General features: G+C 61.9%; 27 protein-coding genes. 14 read left to right on the forward strand and 13 right to left on the reverse strand.

What is annotated here, in order from left to right:
- Positions 1-10 precede the first annotated feature (10 nt).
- The 3 genes from PZN02_RS08390 to PZN02_RS08400 all read right to left on the reverse strand — a co-directional run bounded on the left by PZN02_RS08390 (position 11) and on the right by PZN02_RS08400 (position 2,770).
- The gene (locus tag PZN02_RS08390) at positions 11-1,042 is read right to left on the reverse strand and encodes a nickel/cobalt transporter (protein ID WP_280661119.1); all 1,032 of its coding nucleotides are present in this window, start codon (positions 1,040-1,042) and stop codon (positions 11-13) included.
- Positions 1,036-1,680: a DUF1007 family protein gene (locus tag PZN02_RS08395; RefSeq protein WP_280661120.1), complete on the reverse strand. Its 645-nt coding sequence runs from the start codon at positions 1,678-1,680 to the stop codon at positions 1,036-1,038. Before PZN02_RS08395 ends, PZN02_RS08390 begins: the two co-directional genes overlap by 7 nt.
- Positions 1,681-1,879: 199 nt before the next feature.
- Entirely contained in the window at positions 1,880-2,770 is an 891-nt protein-coding gene (locus tag PZN02_RS08400; protein WP_280661121.1) for a LysR family transcriptional regulator, read from the reverse strand.
- A gap of 694 nt (positions 2,771-3,464) precedes the next feature.
- On the opposite strand from PZN02_RS08400, the gene odc2 reads away from it, so the two are divergent.
- The gene (gene odc2 / locus PZN02_RS08405; RefSeq protein WP_280661122.1) at positions 3,465-4,604 is read left to right on the forward strand and encodes an ornithine/lysine decarboxylase; all 1,140 of its coding nucleotides are present in this window, start codon (positions 3,465-3,467) and stop codon (positions 4,602-4,604) included.
- Between the two features lie 92 nt (positions 4,605-4,696).
- Positions 4,697-5,287: a GNAT family N-acetyltransferase gene (locus tag PZN02_RS08410; RefSeq protein ID WP_280661123.1), complete on the forward strand. Its 591-nt coding sequence runs from the start codon at positions 4,697-4,699 to the stop codon at positions 5,285-5,287.
- 109 nt (positions 5,288-5,396) lie between these two features.
- On the opposite strand, the gene PZN02_RS08415 is transcribed toward PZN02_RS08410, so the two are convergent.
- Together PZN02_RS08415 and PZN02_RS08420 are read right to left on the reverse strand one after the other, a co-directional pair.
- On the reverse strand, positions 5,397-5,807 hold the full coding sequence (locus PZN02_RS08415) for a VOC family protein (RefSeq protein WP_280661124.1): 411 nt from the start codon (positions 5,805-5,807) through the stop codon (positions 5,397-5,399).
- Positions 5,808-5,830: 23 nt separating this feature from the next.
- Entirely contained in the window at positions 5,831-6,466 is a 636-nt protein-coding gene (locus tag PZN02_RS08420; RefSeq protein WP_280661125.1) for a LysE family translocator, read from the reverse strand.
- A gap of 289 nt (positions 6,467-6,755) precedes the next feature.
- Between PZN02_RS08420 and PZN02_RS08425 the strand changes: the two genes are divergently transcribed.
- On the forward strand, positions 6,756-7,202 hold the full coding sequence (locus PZN02_RS08425; RefSeq protein ID WP_280661126.1) for a glyoxalase superfamily protein: 447 nt from the start codon (positions 6,756-6,758) through the stop codon (positions 7,200-7,202).
- A 197-nt stretch (positions 7,203-7,399) separates the two neighbouring features.
- On the opposite strand, the gene PZN02_RS08430 is transcribed toward PZN02_RS08425, so the two are convergent.
- The 3 genes from PZN02_RS08430 to PZN02_RS08440 all read right to left on the reverse strand — a co-directional run bounded on the left by PZN02_RS08430 (position 7,400) and on the right by PZN02_RS08440 (position 10,451).
- The gene (locus PZN02_RS08430; RefSeq protein ID WP_280661127.1) at positions 7,400-8,389 is read right to left on the reverse strand and encodes a WD40 repeat domain-containing protein; all 990 of its coding nucleotides are present in this window, start codon (positions 8,387-8,389) and stop codon (positions 7,400-7,402) included.
- Positions 8,390-8,432: 43 nt separating this feature from the next.
- Positions 8,433-9,527 (reverse strand): CobW family GTP-binding protein, encoded by a 1,095-nt coding sequence (locus tag PZN02_RS08435; RefSeq protein WP_280661128.1) that lies wholly within the window; start codon positions 9,525-9,527, stop codon positions 8,433-8,435.
- Between the two features lie 132 nt (positions 9,528-9,659).
- Positions 9,660-10,451 carry a creatininase family protein gene (locus tag PZN02_RS08440; protein WP_280661427.1) on the reverse strand — a complete coding sequence of 264 codons (792 nt, stop codon included), beginning with the start codon at positions 10,449-10,451 and terminating at the stop codon, positions 9,660-9,662.
- Between the two features lie 113 nt (positions 10,452-10,564).
- Between PZN02_RS08440 and PZN02_RS08445 the strand changes: the two genes are divergently transcribed.
- The 3 genes from PZN02_RS08445 to PZN02_RS08455 all read left to right on the forward strand — a co-directional run bounded on the left by PZN02_RS08445 (position 10,565) and on the right by PZN02_RS08455 (position 13,177).
- Positions 10,565-11,062: a MarR family winged helix-turn-helix transcriptional regulator gene (locus PZN02_RS08445; RefSeq protein WP_280661129.1), complete on the forward strand. Its 498-nt coding sequence runs from the start codon at positions 10,565-10,567 to the stop codon at positions 11,060-11,062.
- Positions 11,063-11,164: 102 nt separating this feature from the next.
- On the forward strand, positions 11,165-12,187 hold the full coding sequence (locus PZN02_RS08450) for a LacI family DNA-binding transcriptional regulator (RefSeq protein ID WP_280661130.1): 1,023 nt from the start codon (positions 11,165-11,167) through the stop codon (positions 12,185-12,187).
- Positions 12,188-12,211: 24 nt separating this feature from the next.
- Positions 12,212-13,177: a 2-hydroxyacid dehydrogenase gene (locus PZN02_RS08455; RefSeq protein ID WP_280661131.1), complete on the forward strand. Its 966-nt coding sequence runs from the start codon at positions 12,212-12,214 to the stop codon at positions 13,175-13,177.
- Between the two features lie 12 nt (positions 13,178-13,189).
- Here PZN02_RS08455 and PZN02_RS08460 read toward each other — a convergent pair whose 3' ends face one another.
- A complete protein-coding gene (locus tag PZN02_RS08460) occupies positions 13,190-13,942 on the reverse strand; it encodes a gamma-glutamyl-gamma-aminobutyrate hydrolase family protein (RefSeq protein WP_280661428.1) in 753 nt (250 codons plus the stop codon).
- A 429-nt stretch (positions 13,943-14,371) separates the two neighbouring features.
- On the opposite strand from PZN02_RS08460, the gene PZN02_RS08465 reads away from it, so the two are divergent.
- From PZN02_RS08465 to PZN02_RS08495, 7 genes are all read left to right on the forward strand, one after another.
- Positions 14,372-16,681: a putative bifunctional diguanylate cyclase/phosphodiesterase gene (locus tag PZN02_RS08465; RefSeq protein ID WP_280661132.1), complete on the forward strand. Its 2,310-nt coding sequence runs from the start codon at positions 14,372-14,374 to the stop codon at positions 16,679-16,681.
- Positions 16,682-17,013: 332 nt separating this feature from the next.
- Entirely contained in the window at positions 17,014-17,790 is a 777-nt protein-coding gene (locus PZN02_RS08470) for an N-acyl amino acid synthase FeeM domain-containing protein (protein ID WP_280661133.1), read from the forward strand.
- 323 nt (positions 17,791-18,113) lie between these two features.
- Positions 18,114-18,338: an aa3-type cytochrome c oxidase subunit IV gene (locus tag PZN02_RS08475; protein ID WP_280661134.1), complete on the forward strand. Its 225-nt coding sequence runs from the start codon at positions 18,114-18,116 to the stop codon at positions 18,336-18,338.
- Between the two features lie 240 nt (positions 18,339-18,578).
- Complete coding sequence (locus PZN02_RS08480) at positions 18,579-19,727, forward strand: Re/Si-specific NAD(P)(+) transhydrogenase subunit alpha (protein WP_280661135.1); 1,149 nt, start codon at positions 18,579-18,581, stop codon at positions 19,725-19,727.
- On the forward strand, positions 19,727-20,137 hold the full coding sequence (locus tag PZN02_RS08485) for an NAD(P) transhydrogenase subunit alpha part 2 (protein ID WP_066878745.1): 411 nt from the start codon (positions 19,727-19,729) through the stop codon (positions 20,135-20,137). The genes PZN02_RS08480 and PZN02_RS08485 overlap by 1 nt, the downstream gene beginning before the upstream one ends.
- A 9-nt stretch (positions 20,138-20,146) precedes the next feature.
- Positions 20,147-21,547, forward strand: coding sequence for an NAD(P)(+) transhydrogenase (Re/Si-specific) subunit beta (locus PZN02_RS08490; protein ID WP_280661136.1), 1,401 nt, complete (start codon positions 20,147-20,149; stop codon positions 21,545-21,547).
- A 73-nt stretch (positions 21,548-21,620) separates the two neighbouring features.
- A complete protein-coding gene (locus PZN02_RS08495; protein ID WP_280661580.1) occupies positions 21,621-21,779 on the forward strand; it encodes a hypothetical protein in 159 nt (52 codons plus the stop codon).
- A 3-nt stretch (positions 21,780-21,782) separates the two neighbouring features.
- Here the strand turns inward: PZN02_RS08495 and PZN02_RS08500 are convergent, their stop codons facing one another.
- From PZN02_RS08500 to rpsU, 4 genes are all read right to left on the reverse strand, one after another.
- Positions 21,783-23,003: an adenylate/guanylate cyclase domain-containing protein gene (locus PZN02_RS08500; protein WP_280661429.1), complete on the reverse strand. Its 1,221-nt coding sequence runs from the start codon at positions 23,001-23,003 to the stop codon at positions 21,783-21,785.
- 201 nt (positions 23,004-23,204) lie between these two features.
- Positions 23,205-23,684 (reverse strand): DUF992 domain-containing protein, encoded by a 480-nt coding sequence (locus tag PZN02_RS08505; RefSeq protein ID WP_280661137.1) that lies wholly within the window; start codon positions 23,682-23,684, stop codon positions 23,205-23,207.
- 251 nt (positions 23,685-23,935) lie between these two features.
- Positions 23,936-24,817 carry a tetratricopeptide repeat protein gene (locus PZN02_RS08510; RefSeq protein WP_280661138.1) on the reverse strand — a complete coding sequence of 294 codons (882 nt, stop codon included), beginning with the start codon at positions 24,815-24,817 and terminating at the stop codon, positions 23,936-23,938.
- 259 nt (positions 24,818-25,076) lie between these two features.
- Positions 25,077-25,289: a 30S ribosomal protein S21 gene (gene rpsU, locus PZN02_RS08515; protein ID WP_012709405.1), complete on the reverse strand. Its 213-nt coding sequence runs from the start codon at positions 25,287-25,289 to the stop codon at positions 25,077-25,079.
- 345 nt (positions 25,290-25,634) lie between these two features.
- Between rpsU and PZN02_RS08520 the strand changes: the two genes are divergently transcribed.
- A complete protein-coding gene (locus PZN02_RS08520) occupies positions 25,635-26,888 on the forward strand; it encodes a sarcosine oxidase subunit beta family protein (RefSeq protein ID WP_280661139.1) in 1,254 nt (417 codons plus the stop codon).
- The last annotated feature ends 2 nt before the right edge of the window (positions 26,889-26,890 follow it).

Below are 26,890 nucleotides of genomic sequence, written 5' to 3' on the forward strand. Positions count from 1 at the left end.
TGGACTTGCTCTATCCCTGAAGCGCCGCGCCCAGCAGCACAAGTCCAAGTACGAGCACCATCGCGGCGCCGGCGATTTCGATGCCGTTGGAAATGCGTGCTGCGGCCGAATCGCTCGAGGCATAGCGGAGTGCGAAGCCCTTGGCGGTGACGGCCATCGTGGCGAGGATCGAGACGGTGATCGCCGTGCCGATCGACATGGCAAAGACCGAGAGAACCCCACCGAGATAGAGCCCGTTCAAAAGCGCAAAGGAGAGCACGATCAAGGCGCCGGAGCAGGGACGCAGGCCGACGGCGACAATCGCCGACCAGGCTTCGCTCAGCGCAAAACGATCACCCTTCAGCATGGCCGGGTCTGGCGCATGCGCATGGCCGCAGGTCGCGCAGACCTCGCCGGGAGCGTGCGCGTGATGATGATGGTGGTGGTGATCGCCATGGTCATGGTGATCGTGATGGACGTGTTCCGTGTGGGCGTCGCTGGCTGAGGCAGGAGCGGGCCGCGTCATAGAGCGCAGCTTGCGAAAGACCAGCCAGCCTCCGAACACCGCAATCAGCGCGTAGCTTGCGACCTCAAGCGAGTGGGTGGCATCCGTCATGCTGATCGACGAGCCGCGCAACAGGAGATAGACGGCGCCGATGAGGAGGATCGCCACCACGCCTTGGAGGATCGAGGAGAGAAACGAGAGAACGACGCCGCGGCGAAGTTCCGTCTCGTTGGCGATCATGTAGGAGGAAATGACCGCCTTGCCGTGCCCCGGGCCGGCCGCATGGAACACGCCATAGGCAAAGGAGAGGCCGATCAGCGACCAGAGCTGCCACGGGTTCTCGCGCATGCCCTTGAGCGAGCCCGTGAGCAGCCGGTAGAAGCTCTGCTGCTCCATGTTCACCCAGGCAAAGAAACCGCCGAGGAAGCCGGTCGTCTGGACCGACGGTTCGGCGGTGCCGATGCCGAGCGGCGATTGCGCCGCGGCCGCCGTTGCGGAAAGGGCCGCGAGCAAGAGCGCAGCCGCCAGCGGTCCGCCAATCCTGCGTGCGTTCAGCATGTGACCTCGATCCTGGTTGCAAAAAGCTTCGACATGTCGGTGCCGGTCGGGTCGTTCCAGAAGGCGTCGGTCAGCGTGTCCTTGTTTTCGGCCAGCACTTCGTCGGGATCCGGCCTGACCACCTGATGCTCGCAGGCCTCGATCTTCTCGCCGACGACCGAGAGATCCTCGTCGGTCGGGAAATCCATCGCCGTGTACATGGTCGGGTCGTAGACGCCGAAGGAGAGCTTGCCCTTGAGCGGCATCGCTTCGGCCGGTTTGACCGCGAACATCATCAGGAGCTGGTTGTCCTTATAGTCCACGGTGATGCTGTCGGGCTTGTTCACCTTCACCGATTTGCCGTTGTCGGAAATCGTCGTGTAGTAGTTGTATTCCGAAAGGGACTCGAGAACCGTCTGGCCGACCTCCTTGAGCTCGTCCGGGTCGAGGGTCGCATTGGAGTTCTTGTCGAAGTCGAGCACGACGCTTGCGGAGAAGAGCTCGTCGAAGCGCCAGACATTGCGCAGTTCGCCGATCTCGCCCTTGTCGTCGGAAACGATCTCCAGCCGCGCTTCGGCGAAAATGTGCGGATGCGCGACAGCCAGCGCGGGTGCGAGGAGCGTGGCAAGGCCGGCCATGACGAGGCATTTTGTTTTCATCGGAGAGGAAATCCTTTTCGGCCCACTGCATGTTTCCTTAAATCGTAGCCGATTTAAGGATAAAAACATGCAGCACTTCAAAGTGCTACAGCGTCCTTTGCGCGTCTGATAAGACGCGCTGCGCTGTAAGCCGCGCGAATCGTCTCCGAATGTACTGCAAATGGGACGGAATTGGGACTTGGCGCGGCACCCGGCGCAATCATCGTGAGCGGAACCAGTCGTGCAGGAAATCGACGAAGGTGCGCACCTTGGCCGGCAGATAGCGCCGATGCGGATAGATCGCGTAGATGCCGCGATCCTTGGGCAGGAAGTCATCGAACAACGTCACCAGCTCGCCGGACAGGATCTTCGGCCGGGCAATGAAATCCGGCACGGGGGCAACCCCGAGACCGGTCACCGCCGCGCGCACGGAGGCAAGCGGACTGTTGACTTCGATCGGTCCGCCCACCGGCACCGTAAAGGGTGAACCGTCCGGTTCGACGAAACGCCAGTTCGAATAGGATCGGCCATTGGTGTCGAGAATGCAGGAGATTTTCGAAAGTTCGGTCGGATGCTTGAGCGGGCCGATCTTTTCCACGAAGTCCGGCGAGGCGCAGAGCAGCACCTGGAAGTCATCGAGCTTGCGCGCGATCAGCGTCGAATCTTCGAGGCGCGTGATGCGGATCGCCACATCGAAACCTTCTTCCACCAAATCGACGAAGCGGTCGTCCGAGACGATTTCGAGCGACAATTCAGGATGCTGCTTGCCGAAATCGATCAGCGACTGGCCGATATCCGCATCCACGAATGTCCTGGGCACAGTGATGCGCAGCCGGCCGCGCAGGTCGGAATTGTTGGCGCGCACGAGATCGGCGAGGTTGTCGATCTCCTTCAGGATCTCGGAGGCCGTGCGATAGTAGGTGTGGCCGGCCTCGGTCAGCGAGAATTGACGCGTCGTGCGGTTGAGGAGGAGTGCGCCGAGCTCGTCTTCCAGTTCACGCACATATTTCGACAGAAGCGCCTTGGATTTTCCGACACGCCGGGCAGCAGCGGAAAAGCCTTCCGCGTCCACGACGTCGATGAAGGCACGGATACGGGTCAAGGTGTCCATGGCTGACTTTCTTTCGTCTGTGCGCCGGGTTGATTCGGCAGCAATATTTCGCCCGCCGAAGGATCATGAATAACGCTGCGCCGCCCGCGCTCGACCCGATGCGCCGCTTCTCAGCGCCGTCGCCTCGTGTGCTCGGAGTAAATCTCATTGATTTCAAAGGCTTGGCGTATTCTTCCCAGCAGGCTCGATTGTTCAGTGAATGTGAACACCGACAATGTCGTCGGCTTCGGAAAAAATTCAACCGCGGAACGCAAAAAACTCTTGATTACGACAATGTTTTTTCTTACCTACGCCTTGCCCAAAGTCGCACGTGCCTGTGGGTGTCCGCCGACCCTCGAATAAGGTGAGGAAATCGGTAAGGTACCTGGAACTAACCCCTCCAGTCGCTATTCCGGCCAACCGGGAAATGCGAGGACATCTTGAAGCAACGACGGTGCGGGCCTTTCTGGTGTCTGCCGGCTTTCCAACAGCCGGGGTTACTGAAGAGGCACACCTTCATTGCCGGAAGTGCGGTTGGGATATTCCCTCCAATCCATGGCAGACAAAGACGAATCTTAGCCTAGGCGGGCTTCGATTCACCGTTTCGCGCATCGAGCGCATGCATGGTTCCGGGGTCTCCACCGGCTGGTTCCAGTGCAAGCGCGCGTATGCCCTTTGTCCTCCACAGTTGTGGAGTCTAATGGATCAGGGGAATATGGCTATGACCACCGCACGCATCATCGACTTCCTGAACACCCGACGACCTGAAGGCCCGTGCCTCGTTGTCGACCTCGACGTCGTGCGCGACAATTTCAAGGCCTTCCGCCACGCGCTGCCCGACAGCTCGATCTATTATGCCGTCAAGGCCAACCCGGCGCCGGAAATCCTGCGCCTTCTCGCCGGTCTCGGCTCCAATTTCGATTGCGCGTCCGTCGCCGAAATCGAAATGGCGCTTGATGCCGGTGCGACCGCCCAACGCATTTCTTATGGCAATACCATCAAGAAGGAGCGCGATATTGCCCGCGCTTACGCGCTCGGCGTGTCCCTTTTCGCGGTCGACAGCCACGAGGAAGTCGAGAAGGTCGCGCGTGTTGCTCCCGGCGCCCGCGTCTTCTGCCGCGTCCTGACCGATGGCGAAGGTGCGGAATGGCCGCTGTCGCGCAAGTTCGGCTGCGTGCCGCAGATGGCCGTCGACGTGCTCGTCTACGCGCACCAGCTCGGCCTCGTCTCCTACGGCGTGTCGTTCCACGTCGGCTCGCAGATGACGAAGCTCGATGCCTGGGATTCGGCCCTTGCGGATGCCAAGCGTGTCTTCGTGCAGCTCGCCAAGCAGGGCATCGAGCTCAAGATGGTCAACATGGGCGGCGGCTTCCCGACGAAGTATCTGAAGGACGTTCCGTCGGCTGAAGCCTATGGTCAGGCGATCTTCGGTGCGCTGAAGAAGCACTTCGGCAACAAACTCCCGGAGACGATCATCGAGCCTGGCCGCGGTATGGTCGGCAATGCGGGTGTGATCAAGGCGGAAGTCGTTCTCGTCTCGAAGAAGTCGGACAACGACAATCACCGCTGGGTCTTCCTCGACATCGGCAAGTTCGGCGGTCTCGCCGAGACGATGGACGAGGCGATTCGCTACCCGATCCGCACCGCGCGCGATGCCGATCAGATGGAGCCCTGCGTGCTTGCCGGCCCGACCTGCGACTCGGCCGACGTGCTCTACGAGAAGAACATGTATCCGCTGCCGATCTCGCTGACGATCGGCGACGAGGTTCTGATCGAAGGCACGGGCGCCTACACGACGACCTACTCGGCCGTCGCCTTTAACGGCTTCGAGCCGCTGAAGGCCTACGTGATCTGATCCTGCCTTGCTCCCGCGCCAGCCGCGGGAGCGGCGATTTCACAATTCTGTATCCGGTCCGCCTGAAGCGGTTTTGATGACGGGAGGCCCCGATGGCCGCTGTTGTTGATGCCATGCGCGCGTTCTTCGCGCCGTCCACCTTTGTGATCGACTCCGAAAACCCGGGCGACGTCGTCGCGCGTGAAAACCTGCTCGACCGAGCCATGGGGCCGGACCGCTGCCGGAAGTCGTCGGAAAAGCTGCGCCGCGGCCGCCTACCGGCCGAGGGGCTCGCGCTTGTTGCGCGCGACGAGGACGGCCACGTGATCGGCACGGTGCGCCTCTGGAATGTCGAGGCGGGTGTCGACCGGGAATGCCATGGCGTGCCGGCGCTTATGCTCGGCCCGCTTGCCGTCGATCCGGCGCATGAGGGCCGGGGCATCGGCGGCATGCTGATGCGTGCGGCGATCCAGGAGGCCAAGAACCGCAGCCACGGGGCGATCCTGCTCGTTGGCGATGCCGCCTACTACGAACGGTTCGGCTTCTTCGCCGAGCGGGCGCAGCATCTCGTCATGCCGGGACCGTTCGAGCGCAACCGCTTCCTGGCGCTCGAGCTCAAGGACGGCTGGCTTGATGGCGCCGCTGGCATGCTGGTGGCGAGCGGCCGCAAACTTGCCCTGCCGCCGCTCAAGCGCGCCGCGTGACTTCGCCGCCTCCAACCCTGCGGAGGCGGACAATACACAGCGCTCCTGCGCCGGAATGGCGCGGGGCGCTGTCATGTTTTGAGGGGCGCTGATTCCGGCGGCCTTGCCTTCACGTCCGGGACGCAGATGATTTCCTGGCGTCGTAGCAGACGAAAGCAAGCTTGTTGCCGTCCGGATCGCGCACATAGGCTGCGTAAAAGCCATCGCCATATTGCGGGCGAAAGCCGGGTTTCCCCTGGTCCCGGCCACCGCGCTCCATGGCGATCTCGAACATCCGGTCGATCACGTCTGCGCTTTCGACGAGAAAGGCCGTCATTGTTCCGTTGCCGACCGAGGCGCAGTTGCCGTCGAATGGGTAACCCGTGAAGAAGCGTGGAGCCCTGTCGTCATCCTTCCGCCCCCAGGAGGCAACCTGTTCGTCACAATAACAGCGCTCCTGACCGATCAGCGCCATCAACGGGTCGTAAAATCGCTCGGCCCGCTTCAGATCCGTTGTTCCGACCATCGTGTATCCGATCATGCGCCGTCCTCCGTTGCCGCGGGTCAGTTCGCGGCGCGCCGGTAGAATGCCAACGATCCCGCAAGTGCCAGGAGGGCGCCTCCGCACACACGATCGAGCCAGATGGCGCCGGAGCGTTTCAGGAAACGAACCGCTTGGGAGCCGATCAGCGCATAACCGAACATCACCGCGAAATCGATCGAAGCGAAGACGGCGGCGAGAACGGCGTATTGCGGCGCTTGCGGTAGCGCCGGTTCGATGAACTGCGGCAGGAAGGCGGAGAAGAACAGATAGCCCTTGGGATTGGTGACCGCGACGAGGAAACACTTGAGGAAGATCGCGCTTGTGGTTGCGGCACCAGCCGACCTCTCGCTTTCGGCGGCAATATCCAGCGTTCCGCGGGAGCGCAGCAGCATGATGCCGAGGAAAGCGAGGTAGGCGGCACCCAGCCATTTGACGACCGTGAACCAGAACTCGGACGCGGCCAAGAGCGCGCCGAGGCCGAGCGCCACGGCGCCGATCAGCACGAAATCCGACAGGACGGCGCCGATCATGCCCGCCGTTGCCCGTCTCACGCCATAGCGCGAACCATTGGTGAGGGCGAGAAGCACGGTCGGTCCGGGGGTCGCGATGCCGATGAAAGCAACGAACGCGAATGCAAGAATGGTGAATTCACTCATGGTGTTTGCCCTCCGCGACGAAAGTCCTCTCACAGCTTTGACGTGCGCGCAAGCATCGGTGCGCCATCATCGTTGGGGTCGTGGCCATGGTTGCACCGAGCGACACTCGTTTGACAGCCTTCCCGGCTTCCCTTATGGAGGCGGCGGGCGAGGGGGCCCCTGCCGTCCGCGAGCTTGAAGCGTTGGTGAAGTCCCTCATTTTCGACACGGTCGCGCCGAAACGGCATGCGAACCGATGGCAATGCGGGCACCCATCCTGAAATTGCATGCCGCAACAGGAGACCCTGTCATGACGCATGGAAAACCGACGCTTCCCGCACTCGATGCACTGAAGGACCAGGCAAGGCGCCTACGGTCCCGGCTCGCGTCCGAGGGCGAGGCGATCAGCCACTCCAGATCGCTCGAACTCGTCGCCGCCCAATACGGTTACCGCGACTGGAATACGCTTCACGCCGCCGCCGGCAACCGTCAGCCGTTCAATCCCTGGATGCTGGGGTCGCGGGTGAAGGGCCACTATCTCGGCCAGGCCTTCGAAGCGGAAATCCTCTCGGTTCACGCGATAAGCGCTGAGCCGGGGCGCTATCGCCTGACGTTCAAGTTCGATCAGCCGGTCGATGTCGTCACGTTCGAAAGCTTCTCGGCCTTTCGCCAGAGGGTAACGGCCACGATAGACGAAACCGGGCGGACGGTCGAAAAGACCTCGAACGGACGGCCGCATCTGGAGCTTGAGTGGTGAGGTTTGGCGAATGGAGGTGGGATTCGGCCCCTCATCCGGCTGCCGCCACCTTCTCCCCGCAGGCGGAGAGAAGGGATTCGTGACGACGGCTTCGCCACCAAGTCAAGACATGAGCAGCGCCGACTGGCGTCCCCTCGCCCCGCTTGCGGGGAGAGGGCTAGGGTGAGGGGCTTTCAGCCTGTACTGCGGAAGACAGGCTACCCAGCAAGATCCACCACGCCGCAATCACCGGCCGCGGAACCGAAGGCGAGCTGGCGGCCGTTCTTGCTCCAGGCCATGGCGGTGATCGTGCCCTCACCGGGTCGGCGCAGCAGCACTTCCTTGCTGTCGGCGAAGCGGGCGGCGAGGATCATGCCGTCCTCGTAGCCGATGGCCACGATGTCCTCGGCCGGATGGCAGGCGACGGTCGTCACCATGGTGTTGCCGCGCGTGCCGAGCTCCAGCGGCGCCTTGCCCATGGGTCCGTCCTTGCCCTGGAACGGCCAGACGATCGCCGCCGGCGCGCCGGAAGACGCGAGCCACTTGCCCTTGGCGGACCAGGACAGCGACTTCACCTTGGCCGGATACCCGGTCATGCGCATGTGGCGCGCTTCGGCCCCCGCCTTGGCGTCGAGCTTCCATCCGTGCAGCGCGTTCTCCTGCATGGTGGTGACGACGAAACGGCCGTCGGGGGAAAAAGTGACGCCGGTATGGGCGCCCTTCCATTCGAGATCCGCCGGCTGCCCGACGATCGCCACCCAATGCATGGAGACGCCGTTGTAGCGGGCAACGGCGATGCGCAGACCCTTGGGAGCAAAGGCTATGCCCTCGACCGTGCGCTCTTCGGGAAAATCCTTTGTCGTGCCGTCGGCCAGGCGAACATGGGTCGTCTTGCCATAGGCATAGGCGACCGCGCCCTGAGGTCCTGCGGCGACCTGCGATATCCATTTGCGCGGCGCTTCGGCGACGAGGCTGATGCTGCCGTCGGCAAAGATCCGCATGACCTTGCCGTCCTCGCCGCCGGTCAGGAGGCTGTCGCTCGCTTCGTCATGGTCGAGCGAGAGCAGGCCATCATGGGCTTCAATGGTCTTGTGGCCATGATCGAGGCGATGGATGATGCCCGAGGCTTCGGCGAAGAAGGGTATATCCTTGAGGAAGGCCACGCCGACGACGTGGCCTTCGAGATCGAGCGGAGCGACTGTCGGCATCAGATGGTCGGGCTCTCTTGTTTCTGCATGATCTTATAGGGGATCATGCCTGGACCTCGCAGGCCCTGAAGGTGCGCTCGAGCTTCTCGCGGTCGAGATCGCGGCCGATGAAGACGAGCCGGGACTCGCGCTTCTCGCCGTCTTTCCAGGCGCGCTGGTGATCGCCCTCGATGATCATGTGCACGCCCTGGACCACGTAGCGCTCGGCATCGCCGGCAAAAGCGATGATGCCCTTCAGCCGCAAGATATTCGGACCATCGGTCTGGGTGATCTTCTGGATCCACGGAAAGAAGCGGTCGGGGTTCATCTCGCCGCCACGCAGCGAGATCGACTGCACGGTCACGTCATGAATGGGTGACGGCCCATGATCGTGGTGATGATGGTGGTGATCGTGACCATGGTCATGACCATGGTCATGATCATGATGATGGTGATCGTGATCGCAATCGGGGCCGCAGACGTGATCGTCGTGCTCATCCTGGTCGAGGAAGTGCGGATCGTTTTCGAGCGCCTTTTCAAGATTGAAGGCACCCTGGTCGAGCACCTTCGTCAGGTCGATCTCGGAGCGCTGCGTGCGGTAGATGCGAGCAGACGGATTGATGACGCGCACCGTTGCCTCGATCCGCTCCAGCTCTTCCGGCGTCACGAGGTCGGTCTTGTTCAAGAGCACGACATCGGCGAAGGCGATCTGGTCCTCGGCCTCGCGGCTGTCCTTGAGACGCAGCGGGAGGTGCTTGGCGTCGACCAGTGCCACGACAGCATCAAGCTCGGTCTTGGCGCGTACGTCGTCGTCCATGAAGAAGGTCTGGGCGACCGGTACCGGATCGGCAAGGCCGGTGGTCTCGACGATGATCGCATCGAAACGGCCCGGACGGCGCATCAGCCCCTCGACCACACGTATCAGGTCGCCGCGCACCGTGCAGCAGACGCAGCCGTTGTTCATCTCGTAGATTTCCTCGTCGGACTCGACGATCAGGTCGTTGTCGATGCCGATTTCGCCGAATTCGTTGACGATCACCGCATATTTGCGGCCGTGATTCTCGCTGAGGATGCGGTTGAGCAGCGTCGTCTTGCCGGCGCCGAGATAGCCCGTGAGCACGGTGACGGGGATCGGCTTCTGCGTGGATGTTTCTGTCATGGGAGCCTCGAGGATTGGCGATGCGCCGCGGGCATCTATGTCGCGTCCTCATATAGGAGATGACGCGACGATGCGCAAATGGCGGCAATCGAATTCGCTGTCCGGATACGGTCCGCCATTCGCCGAAAGCAATCAGGAAAGTTCGTCGACGTCGAAGGCTTTTACGTCTTCGAGCAGTTCGATGATGCCCTTCACCACGTGGCCGAGAAGAACCTCACCGCGCGCGGCGGTCGCGGCACCGGCATCGCCGGCGACACCTTGCCGGTTGAGGTCGGACATTTTCCAACCGAACGCATGCGGGCCATAGGCACGCAAATGCTTGAAACGGGCGATGAAGTCGCTCTGGCGGGAAGGGAACCGGGTGGCTCGCGTCATATCCACCTTGTCCGGGTGGAGCGCCAGCATCACCGACGTCTCGATGTCGCCGCCATGAATATCGAGCGCCTTGTCCTCGGCGCTGATCCAGCCCTCCGGCTGTCCGAAACGCGTCCAGCTCGTCGCGACCGCGAGCATACCGAAGCGCACCCGCGCCTCCGTCGCGACGATCGTCATCAGCGGCGAGTTGCCGCCATGAGCGTTCAGTATCACGAATTTGCGGACGCCGAGATGATGGAGATTTTCGGCGATCCCGAGCCAGCGGCCGATCGCGTCGTCATAGGCGAGTGTGCGCGTGCCGGGCACATCCATATGTTCTATCGAGTAGCCGACGGGCTCGACCGGCAGGAACGTTACCGGCAGGTCCGCGGACAGCGCGGCCGTGACGCGCCGAACGATGCCCTCGGCAATCAGCCGATCGGTTTCGAAGGGAAGATGCGGCCCATGCTGCTCATGCGCGCCGAGCGGCAACACCGCGATCCACTGCCGCCGCTCGGAAGGCGCGAGATCGGCGCGGTTATCGTTCCAGTGGGGCTCCGGCATCGACATTTCTCTTCGGTTCTCCATCCCTTCTGTCGTAAAATTGTTATTTGAGTCATACAGTTCGTAATCACAAGCTGTATTGCTATAAAGGTAGTGTACGGGATTCGGCGGGAGGTCCAATGGGCAAGAAGAGCAAGGCCGAAAAGAAGGGCAAGAACGGCAGGAAAAGGGACGAGCTTGCCGTCGAGCCGCACGATCTTGCTTCAGTTCTTGTACAGGCGGCGCGTTCGATGCGCACTGTACTTTCCCGCAATCTCGTCGAAAGCGGCCTCTATGCGGGGCAGGACGGCGTCATGCTCGCGCTGGCCGAGACCGACGGCCTGACGGCAGGCGCGCTCGCTGCAAAACTTGGTGTCAAGGCACCGACAATGACGCGTACCATCGGCCGCATGGAGGCGCAAGGCTTCCTCGAACGCCGGCCGGATGAGGAAGATGCGAGACTGACCAAGGTCTATCTGACCGTGCCCGGGCGCGAACGGCTGCAGACGATTGCAGAGGCCGGTCAGCATTCCGAAAAGCTCGCCACGCGCGGTTTGACCGACAAGCAGGTGCGAACCCTCCTGAAACTGCTGCGGGCAGTCGACAGCAATCTGCAGGCGGCAAGGGCGCCCGATTGATCCGTGCCCCTGCGGTGACACTTCCCGATTGCGGCGATCATTTAAACAGTTTAAAGAGAATTTAAAACGGGCTGACGAGATCGGTGAATCACGGGGGACATAGTGGCGCAAAAGGTCAAGCTTTCGACAATCGCGGAAACACTCGGCCTTTCGACGGCGACAGTATCCCTGGCATTGCGTGACAGCCCACTGGTGGCGACCGTCACGCGCGACAAGATCAAGGAACAGGCACGCGCGCTCGGCTACATATACAATCGCCGCGCCGCAAGCTTGAGGACATCGCGGTCCGGCATCATCGGCGTCGTCGTGCACGACATCATGAACCCGTTCTACGGTGAAATCCTCAAGGCGATCGAGGCGGAACTTGATCGCGACAAGCAGACCTTCATCCTCTCCAACCATTACGATTCCGTCGAGAAGCAGCGCGATTTCATCGAGACTCTGCTTCAGCTTGGCGGCGACGGTGTCATCATGTCGCCGGCGATCGGCACCCCGCCGGAGGATATCCAGCTTGCCGAGGACAACGGCATGCCCGCGATCCTGATTGCCCGGTCGATCGAAGGACTCGACGTGCCGATTTTCCGCGGCGACGACGCCTATGGCATTTCGCTTGCGACCAATCACCTTATCGGCCTTGGCCACCGCTGCATCGCGATGGTCGGCGGCACCGACCAGACCTCGACCGGCCGCGATCGCTACCAGGGTTATGTGAATGCGCTGCGCAAGGCGAATATCGAGGTCGATCCGGACTTACGCATTCCCGGGCCGCGCTCCAAGCAGGGCGGTTTCGAGGCGGCCGTGCATCTCTTGTCGCTGCCGCAAAAACCGACCGCGGTCGTCTGCTGGAACGATCTGGTGGCGATCGGCATGATGAACGGCATTGCCCGCGCCGGGCTTGTGCCGGGCGTCGACATTTCGGTCACCGGCTATGACGACCTCGAGGAAGCCTCGATCGCCACTCCGGCGCTGACGACCGTCTGGAACGGCCAGGCCGACGTCGGCCGCAGCGCAGCGCGCGCGCTTCTCGACAAGCTCTCCGGCAGCCACGAGCCGGACGGAATCCATCTGATAAAGCCGGAAATGCGCATTCGCCAATCGACCGGCCCACTCCGCGTGCCCGCCTGAGCGCATCTTCCGAAAGGAATAGCGATGTCCGAGAGCCGCCCCAGAATTCTCGTGCCCGGCAAGATCAACCAGCGCATTCTCGACCGGCTCCCGGAAATGTTCGAGACCGTGCGCATCGAGCGGGCCGATGTGGAACTGGTGACGCCGGACATGGCGGACGTGGCCGGCGTGGCGGTTTCCGGCCGCCTGCCGGTGGACCTGATGGATGCGTTACCCCACCTCGAGATCATCGGCAATTTCGGCGTTGGCTATGATGGTGTCGATGTTGCCCGCGCGGCGGCACGCGGGATTGTCGTCACCAATACGCCCGATGTCCTGACGGAAGAAGTTGCCGACACCGCGATCGGCCTGCTCCTCAATACGCTGCGGCGTCTGCCACAAGCCGAGCAATGGCTGCGGCAGGGCCGCTGGGCGCGGGAAGGGGCGTTTCCTCTATCGCCGCTCTCGCTCCGGGGGCGCAAGGTCGGGCTCTTCGGGCTGGGACGGATCGGCCTTGCGATCGCCAGGAGACTGGAGGCCTTCGCTGTTCCGATCGCCTATCATACGCGCACGCCGCGCGAGGGGCTTGCCTATGCCTATCATTCGAGCCTCAAGGGCCTTGCCGAAGCCGTCGACACGATGATCGTGATCGTGCCGGGCACGGTAAGCACGCTGAAAGCCGTCAACGCCGACATCCTGGGCGCGCTCGGCCCTGAGGGCGTGCTGATCAGTGTCGGCCGCGGCTCGACCGTGGACGAGGCGGCGCTCGTTGCCGCCCTTCAGAATGGCGTCATCGCCGGGGCGGGGCTCGATGTTTTCGAGAACGAGCCACATGTGCCGGAGGCACTGCTGACGCTTCCGAACGTATCGCTTCTGCCGCATGTGGCGTCCGCTTCGGTGGCGACCCGCAATGCGATGTCCGATCTCGTCGTCGACAATCTGAAGGCCTGGTTTTCGACGGGAGAGGCCCTTACGCCGGTCGTTGAAACGCCGTTCCGGCGCAAAGGCTGATCGAGAGCGAGATCAGGCCTTTGCCTCTCTGTAGGCACGCACCGCATCGCCGAAGGCCCTGAAAAGCGAGGCCGAAGGCGCATCGGTTTTCACCCAGTATTCCGGGTGCCATTGCACGCCGACCGCGAAGGCTTTGGCGCCGATCACCGACACCGCCTCGATCGTGCCGTCATCGGCAACCGCTTCGACGGCGAGGCGCGGCGCGGTCGCGGCGATCGCCTGTCGGTGCAGCGAGTTGACCCTGATGCGGCCAGCGCCGAGAACGGGCGCCAGGCAGCTTCCTTCCTTGACGATCACGTCCTGGCGAATGCCGTAGGCAACGTCGAGTTCGGGCACGTCGGGCTTGCGATGGTCCGAGATACCGGGCTGGTCCTGAATTTCGGTCGCGAGCGTACCGCCGAGCGCAACATTGAGCTCCTGAATGCCACGGCAGATCGCGAACAGCGGAATGCCGCGATCAAGCGCACGGCGGATCAGCGGCAGGCTGGTGGCGTCGCGGCCGGGATCGAACGGACCGTCCGCATCCGTCGCTTGCCTTCCATAAAGTGAAGGGTGGACATTGGAGCGTGCCCCGCTGGCGAGAACGCCATCCACACGGTCGAGGATCTCGTCGATGTCATTTCCGGTTTCGAGCGCCGGAATGAGAAACGGCATGACGCCGGCGCCCTCGACGGCCGCGCGCACATATTGATGGGCGGCAACATGCCAGACGTTGCCGTCGAATTCGCGAAAATCGCAAGGGATCGCAACGACAGGTTTCGACATCATCAAACTCCGTTTCTATGCGGAAAGCCTTGCAGTCAGATATTGGTTAAAGTCAACTGTCAGAATCGCTGTCGACGATCCGCGCCGGTGACTACCCTCATCTGGTAGGCTAGAATAAGAACGCGGGAGGAATTAAGGGCATTTCTTCAAGGTCGGGTAACCATCTCATTCGGAAAACGGCGGCGGCGCCTGCGCCAGTTGAAGAAACGTGCAAGTCGCAGTCCGAAATTCCTGACGGGGAAATACCTATGCGTGGTTGTAGAAAGCGGATATTATTACGAACTTCTGCAATATTGGGTTGAATCGGTGCATGTAGCCCCAGTGCCGTTTTGCTACTATCCTGCAATTCGGCAGATCTTTCGGGGGCTTAGACGAAATCTTTCGTTAAGTCCTCGACCCTAACAATCCGGCAAACCCGGAGCTTGGTTCATGATGCCCAATGAACGGGGCGCTCTTCCGACAGATGTTTACCTGTCGTCTGTGAGTTCGCTCTATGAACATCGCCGGACGCTGGTGATCGGCATGCTGTCGCACGTCGTGACCTTCCTGCTTGTCTTCCTCAAGACCTCCGACCCCTTCTATCTGACCTGCGCCGCGACCATTGTCGTCGTTTGGGCGCTCCGCAACCTCGACATGGCCCGGTTCGACCGGCAGGACTTTTCCGGCGCTGACAACGCGATGGTCAGGAAATGGGAGAACCGGTACATCGTCGGTGGCGTCAGCGTGACGCTGACATGCGGCATTGCCTGCGGATATGCAATCGCCGTCAGTCAGGATTCCTTCGCGGAACTTGCGTGCATTTCGGTGACGCTGGCATCGATGATTTCGCTCGTGGGCCGGAACTATGGTTCCGAACGAGCGGTCCTTTTGTTGTCGTCGACGGCATGCCTGCCGATCGTGATCGGTCTCTTGACCTTGCGAGACCCCTACATGCTCGTCCTGGCGGTGCTGATACTGCCGTTCATTCTGACGACCTGGACGATGGCGAACAATGTGCGCGCCTTCCTTTACGAGAATGTCCTTGCCGCACGGGAAATCTCGACAATCGCCGGGCAATTCGACGCGGCGCTCAACAATATGACGCATGGGCTCTTCATGCTCGACAGCGACCATCGCATCGTGGTCGCGAACGAACGCGCCTGCGAACTCCTCAGTCTTGGCGACAAGGCCAATCTCAAGGGGCGCCTGCTCAGCGAAGTGCTTGAACAAGCCGCCGACCGCTTGGCGCTTGGCGCGAACAACAAGGAGAAGATTGCGCGGCAGCTCGACCTGCTGATTGAGGGAAAGCGCTCCCGCGCGCTGATCTCGACGTCGAAAGACCTCTTCCTCGAATTTTCGGCAAATCGACGCGAGAACGGCGAGATCGTATTGACCTTCGAGGATGTGACCGCGCGTGTGCAGGCGGAAAAGCAGATCCTGCAGATGGTGCGCTTCGACACGCTGACGGGCCTGCCGAGCCGGGACTATTTTGCCGAACTTGCCCACAATGCCATGGCTGCCAATGGCGGGCACGGGCGCGACATAGGCTTTCTCCTTGTCGATGTGGCGGAATTCAAGCATGTCAACGATATGCGAGGGCATGTCGTCGGCGATAAATTGCTTCAGACGATCGCCGAACGCCTCAAGAGCCTCGCCGGCGACGATGCGATCGCCGCCCGGCTGATGGGTGACGAGTTCGTGGTTTTCTTCCCCAACAAGGCGGATGCCTCCGATCTGGAGGAGCGGATCCGGGCCGTGCATGCCGGTCTGCGCGGCGTTTACGTGGCTGGCGGCTTCACATTCAACATGACCATGAGTGCCGGCTTCGTCATTGTGCAGAGTGGCGATTTCCGGTTCGAAGAGCTGCAGATCAAGGCGGACCTGGCGCTCTCGGAAACCAAAGCAAGGAACAAGGGTGGCTGCACGGCCTTCGAAGGCGAGATGGACGCCCGCTATCTCGATCGCCAGAAGCTCAAGAGCGATCTGCGCGAAGCGCTTAACGCAAATGGCCTGAGCCTGTCCTACCAGCCGATGTTCACGCCGGATGGTTCGCGGATCGAATGCTGCGAGGCTTTGGCGCGCTGGACGCATCCGGAGCGCGGACCCGTGCCGCCGAACGTCTTCATCCAGCTTGCAGAAGAAATGGGCGTCGTTACCGACATCACCCGCTATGTTTTAGGGCAGGCATGCAGGGACTGCACGAACTGGCCGGCGGATGTGTCGGTGTCGGTCAATCTCTCCGTCCTCGATCTCAGGGGTGACGAGATCGTCTCGATGGTCACCGAGGCGCTCAGGGAGACGGGGCTGGATCCAGCGCGGCTGCACCTCGAAGTGACGGAAAGCTGCCTGATGGATGAGCCGGCCAAGGTTCAAGGCATTCTCAGCGACCTGCATGGGCGTGGCATAACCATCGCCATAGATGATTTCGGCACCGGTTATTCGAGCCTCAGCTATCTCGATACGCTGCCTGCCGGCATCATCAAGATCGACCGGTCGTTCGTCCGTAACATTCGCGAGGACGCACGACGCTTCAAGCTCTTGCGGGGCACCGTCAATCTTGCCCGCGCGCTTGGCTTGAAGACCGTCGTCGAAGGGGTCGAGACCGCGGACCAGCTCCAGCTTATCAACGAATTCAAGTGCGCCGATCTGATACAGGGTTTTGTCTTCGCAGCGCCGATGCCGGCCTCCGCGATCAGCGCCTTGTGCAAGCAAGGTGCACGGAAACGAACCACCAAGTCGTCCAGCCAGCGCATCGCCTGACGCCCCGCCTTGCACCGTCGATTTCGTTTCTGCAGCGCAGCGCGTCTTTGAGACGCGCAAAGGTCGCTGTAGCACTTGGAATCGCCGCATGATTTTATCCTCAAATCGATTCCGATTTGACGAATCATGCAAATAGGGAGGGTCGATTCCGCCGTTCCGCCCCCGCATCAGGCTTTCACCCATGTACGGCGCCCCTCAACCTCCGGATTCACCATAAAACTTAACCTCTTGTTAAGGTTAACAAAAGGTTAAGTGCAGTCTGTCTCATTTTGTGGTTGCCAGCTCGTCATCCGTCAATAGGTTAACCCTTTGTTAACTATGGGGGTCGACTTATGGGTGCTGATGAGCGCCAGGCGGAGCCTGGAACTTTTTCCGAGAAGCTGATGCAGCTGCTCGATCGCGTCGAATACAGGCGCGTCGAAACCGGCGAGGACATGGAAGACATCGCGCGGCTCAGGTACAAGGCCTACAAGGCCGTCAACCTGATGGAGCTGACGGGATCGACGTTGATAGACGACCTCGACTTCGACAGTCATGCCTATGTCTTCGGGATCTATCTCGACGAGAGCCTGGTGAGCACGGTGCGTGTCCACCATGTGACGCCGGACCATCGGGCAAGCACGTCCGGAATTATCTTCGGTCCGGAGATCGATACCTTTCTCGATGCGGGCTTGGTGTTGATCGATCCCGGCAGGCTCGCCGTGGATCCGGAGGTGCTCGGCGACGAGATGCGGGCGCTGCCCTATCTGACGCTCCGGCCGGTCGCCATGGCTTGTGAATATTTCTCCGCGGACCGCTGCCTGACAGCCTGCCGTCCGCGCCATACGGCTTTCTACAAGCGCATCTTTGCCTCGGAGACGGTCGTGGCGTGCCGGGAAAATCTTGGCGTCTATAATGCCGACGGCGCCCTACTGGTCGCGCGCGTTCGTGGCCAGCGCCCCTCGATCCTCGATCGCTATCCGATTTTCGACTCCGAACCGTTCGAGCGCCGGATGATGTTTGCGGACCGCAGCGAAGTGCCGTTCGCGCCGCTGACGATCCTGCCGACGGCGCGAATTGCGCAAGGCAGCTATGGTCGCGCCTACTCCCGTGGATCCGCGAGCGGCTGACCACTGCGGGTTTCCTTAAATCGTACCGATTTAAGGACAAAAAACATGCAGCAATTTAAAATGCTACGGCGTCCTTTGCGCGTCTGATCAAACGCGCGGCGCTGTAGATACGTCGGCCACAGCCAACGGAAAAGCGCAAACAGGATATCGTTTATGCCGCAGTCCTCGCGGGCGAGTTTTCGTTGCGCATGGCTTGCGCATTGTGTATGCGGAGCTAAAGGACTGTCTGCCCACCCGCTTTGCAGACGGTTCCGTTCGTGGAGCAAGGTTGAAAGGCGGACGTGGCCATTGGCCGCGCCGCAGCATTCTGGGAGAATTGGACGATGGCAGAGCATCATTCTGGACCGGTCGAAACGGGCGCTCCGATGGACTATTCCGAGCATGAGAAGACCTACAACCTCTTCCTGAACGCGACGAAATACGGCACGCTGTTTTGCGTCACGCTGCTCATTGCGATGGCTGCAGCCTTTTTCACAACGATGGGCTTCTTTAGCTCGCTCGTGCTGCTGATCATCCTGAACGTGGTCGGTTTCCTCCTTCTTCGCTAACCGGTTTCTCTGACATTTCTTGCCGGATGCGGGGCAGGAGGGTGCCCCGTCTTCGGCCGTCGGAGGCAATCCGGCATTACCTCACCGCGTGAGGAACGTTTTCGACGGCGGGCCGCACCTGCCTTCGACGGAAGAGTGCCTGTCACCATGGAAGCGGCCCTCCGTAAGGCCGGTCGCTCCAGCAGTCGAACAAGATGCTCGCGGTCCGCTTCGGCTCGACTGTGAGGCGGGAGGGGACTTGTGAGCGAGATTGTTTTTATCGCCAAGGAAACGGACGCGCATGAAGGGCGCGTCGCGGGTTCGGTCGAAAGCGTCAAGAAATTGAAGTCGCTGGGCTTCGACGTCGTCGTCGAAGCGGGCGCGGGCCACAGGTCGCGCATCCTCGATCCGGAATACGAGAAGGCTGGCGCGCGCATCGGCACGACGGCGGATGCCAAGGGCGCCGACGTGATCCTCAAGGTTCGCCGCCCGACGGCGGAAGAAATTACCGGCTACAAGTCCGGCGCGATCGTCATCGCCATCATGGATCCCTACGGCAACGACGGCGCGATCGCGGCGATGGCTGAGGCGGGGCTCACTGCCTTCGCGATGGAGCTGATGCCGCGTATCACCCGGGCGCAGTCGATGGACGTGCTTTCCTCCCAGGCGAACCTTGCCGGCTATCAGGCGGTGATCGATGCGGCCTATGAATACGACCGTGCGCTGCCGATGATGATGACAGCGGCCGGCACGGTGCCGGCGGCGAAGGTGTTCGTCATGGGCGCCGGTGTCGCCGGACTGCAGGCGATCGCGACTGCGCGGCGGCTCGGCGCCGTCGTCTCGGCCACCGACGTGCGCCCTGCGGCCAAGGAGCAGGTCGCGTCGCTCGGCGCCAAGTTCATCGCCGTCGAGGACGAGGAGTTCAAGGCGGCCGAAACCGCCGGCGGTTACGCCAAGGAAATGTCGAAAGACTACCAGGTCAAGCAGGCCGCACTCGTCGCCGAGCATATCGCCAAGCAGGACATCGTCATCACCACGGCGCTGATCCCGGGCCGTCCGGCGCCGCGGCTCGTGACCCGCGAGATGCTTGATTCCATGAAGCCCGGCTCGGTCGTCGTCGACCTCGCCGTCGAGCGCGGCGGCAATGTCGAGGGCGCGGAAGCCGGAAAGGTCGTCGAGGTCGGAGGCATCAAGGTCGTCGGCCACCTCAACGTGCCAGGCCGCATTGCCGCTTCCGCCTCGCTGCTCTATGCCAAGAACCTCGTCACCTTCCTTGAGACGATGGTCTCGAAAGAGACGAAGGCACTGGCGCTCAACATGGAGGACGAGCTCGTCAAGGCGACGGCGCTGACCCACGGCGGCGCCGTGGTGCATCCGGCCTTCGGCGGCGCGAAAGAGGGGGACAAGTAATGGCGAACGAACTTCTCGACAAGGCATTGGCCGATCTCGATCGGGCGGTCGAAGCGGTCAGGACCGCGGCCGAATATGTGCCGGATGCGGCCGGGGCGGTGGCCCACGGTGCCACCGGCGGCGCGATCGATCCTTTCGTCTTCCGCCTGGCAATCTTCGTGCTGGCGATCTTCGTCGGTTATTACGTCGTCTGGTCGGTGACGCCGGCCCTGCACACGCCGCTGATGGCGGTGACCAATGCGATCTCGTCGGTGATCGTCGTCGGCGCCCTGCTGGCGGTCGGCATCTCCGCTTCAGGGCTTGCCACCGGCTTCGGCTTCGTGGCGCTGGTGCTCGCCTCGGTCAACATCTTCGGCGGCTTCTTGGTCACCCAGCGCATGCTCGCCATGTACAAGAAAAAAGACAAGTGAGGCCGGCCGATGAACGCTAACTTCGCAGCCTTCCTCTATCTCGTCTCGGGCGTCCTGTTCATCACGGCGCTGCGCGGCCTGTCACATCCGACCACCAGCCGCCGGGGCAATGCCTACGGCATGATCGGCATGGGCATCGCCATCGCCACGACGCTATTGCTCGCCATGCCGTCTCTCGGTGGCCTTCTGCTGATCGTGCTCGGGCTCGCGCTCGGCGGCGGCGCCGGTGCCTATATCGCCAAGCGCATCCCGATGACGGCGATGCCGCAGCTCGTCGCCGGTTTCCACTCGCTCGTCGGCCTCGCCGCGGTGCTGGTCGCCGCCGGCGCGCTCTATGCGCCGTCCTCCTTCGGCATCGGCGAGTTGGGCTCGATCCACGCGCAGGCGCTGGTCGAGATGGCGCTCGGCGTCGCCATCGGCGCGGTCACCTTCACCGGCTCGGTCATCGCCTTTCTGAAGCTCGACGGCCGCATGTCGGGCAAGCCGATTCTCTTGCCCTACCGCCATGCGATCAACCTCGCGCTGGTCGCGCTCGTCGTCTTCTTCATCGTCGGGCTGGCGCTGACCGGAAGCCATTTCGACTTCTGGGCGATCGTTCTTTTGTCGCTCGTCTTTGGCGTCTTGATCATCATCCCGATCGGCGGCGCCGACATGCCGGTCGTCGTCTCGATGCTCAACTCCTATTCCGGCTGGGCGGCCGCCGGCATCGGCTTCACGCTCGGCAACCTGGCGCTGATCATCACCGGGGCGCTGGTCGGCTCGTCGGGCGCGATCCTTTCTTACATCATGTGCAAGGGCATGAACCGCTCGTTCATTTCGGTGATCCTCGGCGGCTTCGGCGGCGAGACGGCGGCCGCTGGCGGCGACGACGGCATCCAGCGCACCGTCAAGCAGGGCTCGGCCGACGACGCCGCCTTCCTGATGCAGAACGCTTCGAAGGTGATCATCGTGCCGGGCTACGGCATGGCGGTCGCGCAGGCACAGCATGCGCTGCGCGAGCTCGGTGACAAGCTCAAGGAGAATGGCGTCGAGGTCAAATACGCGATCCATCCGGTCGCCGGCCGCATGCCCGGCCACATGAACGTGCTGCTTGCCGAGGCAAGCGTGCCCTATGACGAGGTGTTCGAACTCGAGGACATCAACTCGGAATTCGCGCAGGCCGATATCGCCTATGTCATCGGCGCCAACGACGTCACCAACCCGGCGGCGCGCGACGACAAGACCTCGCCGATCTACGGCATGCCGATCCTCGACGTCGACAAGGCCAAGACCTGCCTGTTCGTCAAGCGCTCGCTCGGCTCCGGCTATGCCGGCATCGACAACACGCTGTTCTACAAGGACGGCACGATGATGCTCCTGGGCGACGCCAAGAAGGTCACCGAGGAAATCGTCAAGGCTATCAATCACTAAGCGGGATGAGGAAAAGTGTGCGCGCGGTTTTCCGCCCGCATCCCGCTTATTTGGATCGATCGGTACAATTCAGATGGAAATGCCCGCCGAGAGGCGGGCATTTTGCATTTATCCGACGCCTGTCTCGCTGTTTTATCCGCGCAGTCGGCAGCTTTCTCCGCGCGTGCGCGTATTCATCGACTGGCTGGTCAAGGTGTTCGCAGAGAAGCGTTCCGCCGATCCGACGCCGTAAGGATCAGGTGGCGGCAATCTCCGGGTCCCAGGTAAACAGCTCCTTTGCCCGGGCGATGCCGCGCAACGCGAAGCGGCCGAGTGAAACGGCGTCGGCGCGCAACACGGGTGGACAGGCCTCGACAAATTCCGAGGACATGATGACATGCCGTTCGACCGACCGGCACATCGACGCGATTCGGCTCACCTCGTTGACCGCCGGACCGACGACGGTGAAATCGAGCCGGTTCTGGCTGCCGATATTGCCATAAAAGACCTCGCCGATATGCAGGCCCAGGTAGACGTCAGTCGTCGGCTTTCCATCCACGAGCCGTTTCGCGTTCAGCTCGTTCAGCATCAGGCGCAACTGCCGCTCGGCGGCGACGGCCGAGGCACAGGCGCTGGCGCGGTCGTCGGCATTGAAGATCGCAAGTACGCCGTCGCCGATCAGCTTCAAGACGCTGCCGCCATGATCGTGTATGGCGGTGATCACGGTGCCGGCATAGTCGTTGAGCAGCGGAATGACCTCCTCTGGTGCGACCGTCTCGGATATCCGCGTATAGTTGCGCAGGTCGGAAAACCACATGACGGTTTCGATTTTCTCGGCCGCCCCGCGTTCGATGCTGCCCTTGACGACGCGCTGGCCGGCGTCCTGACCGAGATAGACATCGGCGAGCGTGCCGATAATGCGGACACAGGAGGCCGCCTTGACGGCAAGCGCCAGCGTCGGCAACAGCACTCTCAACGCGGCGACCTCATCTTCGCTGAATCCGCCGGCCCTCTTCGTCGTCCAATAGGAATAAAAGCAGTCCATCTCGCCGACGCGGCCCCGGTCGGTGAAGTAGTGGATTGTGGTGAAGCAGTCCGTGTGCCCTTCGGCCTTCAACGTGTCGAGGAAATTGTAGGGAACCGACGTTTCAGCGGCGAGCCGAATGCGTCGCTCGGCCTGGTGTTCCACGAGCATGTGATAGAAGATCGAGCGCTGCCAGCTCGCCTGCATCTCGCCGGTGGCGGTCGATCCGTAGGGAGTGACCTCGGGGGCGTCTCCGCTTTCGCTGTCCCAAGTGAAGGAACGGCCTTCGATTTCGGGATGAAGCGTGTCGATTAGGCCGAGCGCGCGCTCGATGGGGAGCCCGGCCTGTCGGCACCTCTCGCAGAAGCCGGCGAGCAGCTCGGGCTCCTCGCTCCCGCGGATTCCCTGCTCGGATGTCCACAGTATTAGCTCGCGGATCTGCTGGTCGTTCATCATTCTACCTGTCGGGACGACATCTGCTTCCTGCTGGCGGGCGCAGATGACCGATGCGATAAACTATTCGACATTTGATCGTTCGGCCAGTTGCAGTTCGTCTGTCCGACCGGCTTGCGAGCATGTCTGAATCGCAAAGGCCCCGGTTCGACCGGGGCCTTGAGCCTGTTTTCCGCGACATGGCGGATTCTGGTGCGATGATCAGCCTGCCGGCGCCAGCGTCAATTGGTCGACGCCGACCGCAATGTTCAGGCCTTCCTGGACCTGGACGTTCACCGGCTGCAGCATGAAGGCCTTGTTCGTGCCGCCGGCGATCACCTTGGCACCGCCGCCGATCGCAAAGCTCGCATCGGCCCCAAGGCCGTAATATTCGCCGGCCAGGGCGTGCGCGGTCACCGGCGTGCCGGTCTTGGCCAGCACATCCCAAACCATCACACTCTTGCCGGTCGCACCGACGTCAAGGCCGAACTTCCTGATCATGCCCGCATAGACGGCGGTCGGCGCGCCGTTGGCGGGCCTGTAGGTGCACATCAGGTTCTTCGTTGAAGTGATGATGAGACCTGTGCCGCCTTCCGAGCCGCAAGTGAGGCGGCCGAGCGTGACATAGCTCTGCGCAGCAGCGGGTGCGGCGCCCGAAAGGGCAGCAAGCGCGGCTGCTGCGATGAAGGTTTGCTTGATCATGGCTCAGTCTCCGTTGTTGAAGCCATTGGTCAAACGGAGTTGAGACCATGAAGGTTCCACCAGTGGGGGATCTGCCGCTGTACCTGCAGCGCCGCGCGTCTTATCAGACGCGCAAAGGACGCTGTAGCACTTTGAATTGCTGCATGTTTTTATCCTTAAATCGCATGCGATTTAAGGATACATGCAGTAGGCCAGCATAAAAAAACGCCCGCGAGATTGTCGCGGGCGTCGAAAGAGCGGGAAATTTCCGATCAAGACACCGATTTCACACGGGCGAGACCTGCCCGGGCCGGCTCGTATTTGGGATCGAGCGAAAGTGCATGCGAATAGGACTTCGACGCCCTAGCCTTGTCGCCGCGGCGCTCGTAGATCAGACCCTGGTTTGCCCAGGACTCCGCCACTTTGCCGTTCAGGTTGATGGCGGTGTTGAAATCGGAAAAGGCATTGTCGTCATCGCCCTGGGCGGCATAGGAAATGCCGCGGCCGTTATAGGGTTCCGGCGAGCTTGGCGAGAGCGAAATCGCCGTCGAGAAATCCTCGATCGCCTGCCCATGCTCGTTGCGCGCCTGATAGATCAGGCCGCGATTGTGATAGGCGCGGGGATCGCTCGTGTCGAGCTGGATCGCCTTGTTGAAGTCATTGAAGGCAGCGTCGAGCTGGCCCGCCTGGCGATAGAGGTTGCCGCGGCCGATGTAGGCGACGTCGTAGCTCGGATTGAGCTGCAGCGATGCATTGTAGTCCGAGAGGGCGGCCTGCTGGTTGCCCATGTTGCGCTGAACGAGCGCGCGATTGGCATAGGCCTGGTAGAAGCGCGGATTGAGCTCGATCGCCTTATCGAAATCGGCGAGCGCGCGACGGAATTCGCCGGCACGGCCGTACGCCGAGCCGCGTACATTGTATCCTTCCGGGTCGCTCGGATTGGAGGCGATGACGTTCGAAAGCGAAGCGATGTTTTCCTCCGAGCCCTGCGCCCGCTCGACGCGGATCATCGATTCGGAGTTGTCGGTCTGGCAGCCTGCAAGAAGCAGGGCGGAGCCGAGGATGAGCATGGCAGCAAGCTTCGGCCTGCGCTGGTGGCGGCGGTGCGCCTCATTAATGGCGGAGACGTCCGCAGTCATGGCAGCAAGTGTCAAAGTCGATCCCTCAATGCGACAAGGTCCCGAAAGCCGTCGGCTTTCTATTCACGGAGACCGGCGAATACGCGGGGCTCCAGCCAGGGGTTCATCAGATCCTCCGGCGATCCGACCGGCTTATCCCGTCCGGGCGGCTGACCGTCGCAAGCTGATGCGTCACGCTAGCTTGGCGACGGACATGGTGTCCATACTAAAAAGGCGGCGGCGATACCTCGCCCCCGCCACGACTTACATTAGAAAGCGTCGAAAAAACGACAAATCAGCGAGCCAGAAGGCCTTCACGCTGTGCGCGCTTGCGAGCCAGCTTGCGAACGCGGCGGACGGCCTCGGCCTTTTCGCGCGCACGCTTCTGGGACGGCTTTTCGTAGAAGTCACGCATCTTCATTTCGCGGAAAATGCCTTCGCGCTGCATCTTCTTCTTGAGAGCGCGGAGCGCCTGGTCGACATTGTTATCGCGGACAAGTACCTGCACGTGAATCCCGTTCCTTTGTTCGAGTTGTAAGCCTCACCGCCAGGTAAGGGGAGGCAAAGAATTTCCATTCGCTGAGCTGACAGCTCTACGATTAAGGAAGCGGATACCAGATCATGTGGGGAAAGTCCAGTGACGACAGCGCGAACGAGCGCGAAAAAAGCACAAGCGCGGCTTGCGCTGCGCATGGCGGGCCTAGCGCCGCCCTCCGCGGCGGGTGTTTACACGATGTCGCAAGTCTGCCCAAGTTCGCCGAATCGCGTCGCAAAAGAAACGTTGCATGGCTCCCAGATTTGCGATTTCTAACGCCAACAACACGTTTCTCGGGGTTCATGGAGTAGCAGGCGGATGCGCAAATATTCTGTTTTTGCCGTGGCGCGGGAGGCGCTGCGCGGCCACAAGGGCTGGGGGCCGCAGTGGGCCTCGTCGGAGCCGCGCAAGGAATATGACGTTATCATCATTGGCGGCGGCGGGCATGGCCTGGGTGCGGCCTATTACCTCGCCAAAGAGCATGGCATCACCAATGTCGCGGTGCTCGAAAAGGGCTGGATCGGTGGCGGCAACACCGGCCGCAACACGACGATCATCCGGTCCAACTATCTCTATGAAGAGAGCATGGACATCTATGAGCATTCGCTGAAGCTCTGGGAAAACCTGTCGCAGGACCTGAACTACAACGTCATGTATTCGCCGCGCGGCGTCATGATGCTGTCGCACAACATCCATGACCAGCAGTCCTTCAAGCGGCACATCAATGCCAACCGGCTCTACGGCATCGACAACGAGTGGCTGACGCCGGAACAGGCCAAGGCCTATTGTCCGCCGCTCGACATTTCGAAGACCGCCCGCTATCCGATCAATGGCGCGGCGCTGCAGCGGCGCGGCGGCACCGCGCGCCATGACGCAGTCGCTTGGGGCTATGCTCGCGGCGCTTCCGACCGCGGCGTCCACATCATCCAGAACTGTGAAGTGACGGGCATTCGCCGCGATGCAACCGGTCGCGTGATCGGCGTCGATACCAATCGTGGCTTCATCGGCGCGAAGAAGGTCGGCATTTCGGCTGCGGGCCACTCGTCGGTGCTGATGCAGATGGCCGACGTGCGCGTGCCGCTGCAGAGCCAGCCGCTGCAGGCGCTCGTCTCCGAGCCGCTGAAGCCGATCTTCCCCTGCGTTGTCATGTCGAACTCGGTGCATGCCTATATCTCGCAGTCGGACAAGGGCGAGTTCGTCATCGGCGCCGGCACCGACCAGTATAATTCCTATTCGCAGACCGGCGGCTTGCAGATCATTACTCATACGCTCGACGCGATCTGCGAGCTCTTCCCGATGTTCCGCCGCGTCAAGATGATGCGGCAATGGGGCGGTATCGTCGACGTGACGCAGGACCGCTCGCCGATCCAAGGTGTCACGCCGGTGCCGGGTCTGTACCTCAACGCCGGCTGGGGAACGGGCGGCTTCAAGGCGACGCCGGGCTCGGCCAACCTCTTTGCCCATCTCATCGCACGCGGCGAGCCGCACAGGCTCGCTGCGGGCCTGACGCTCGAGCGTTTCCGCACCGGGCGGCTCATCGACGAGGCGGCCGCTGCCGCCGTTGCGCATTGATG

It is taken from the genome of Sinorhizobium garamanticum (assembly GCF_029892065.1).
GTDB lineage: Bacteria > Pseudomonadota > Alphaproteobacteria > Rhizobiales > Rhizobiaceae > Sinorhizobium > Sinorhizobium garamanticum.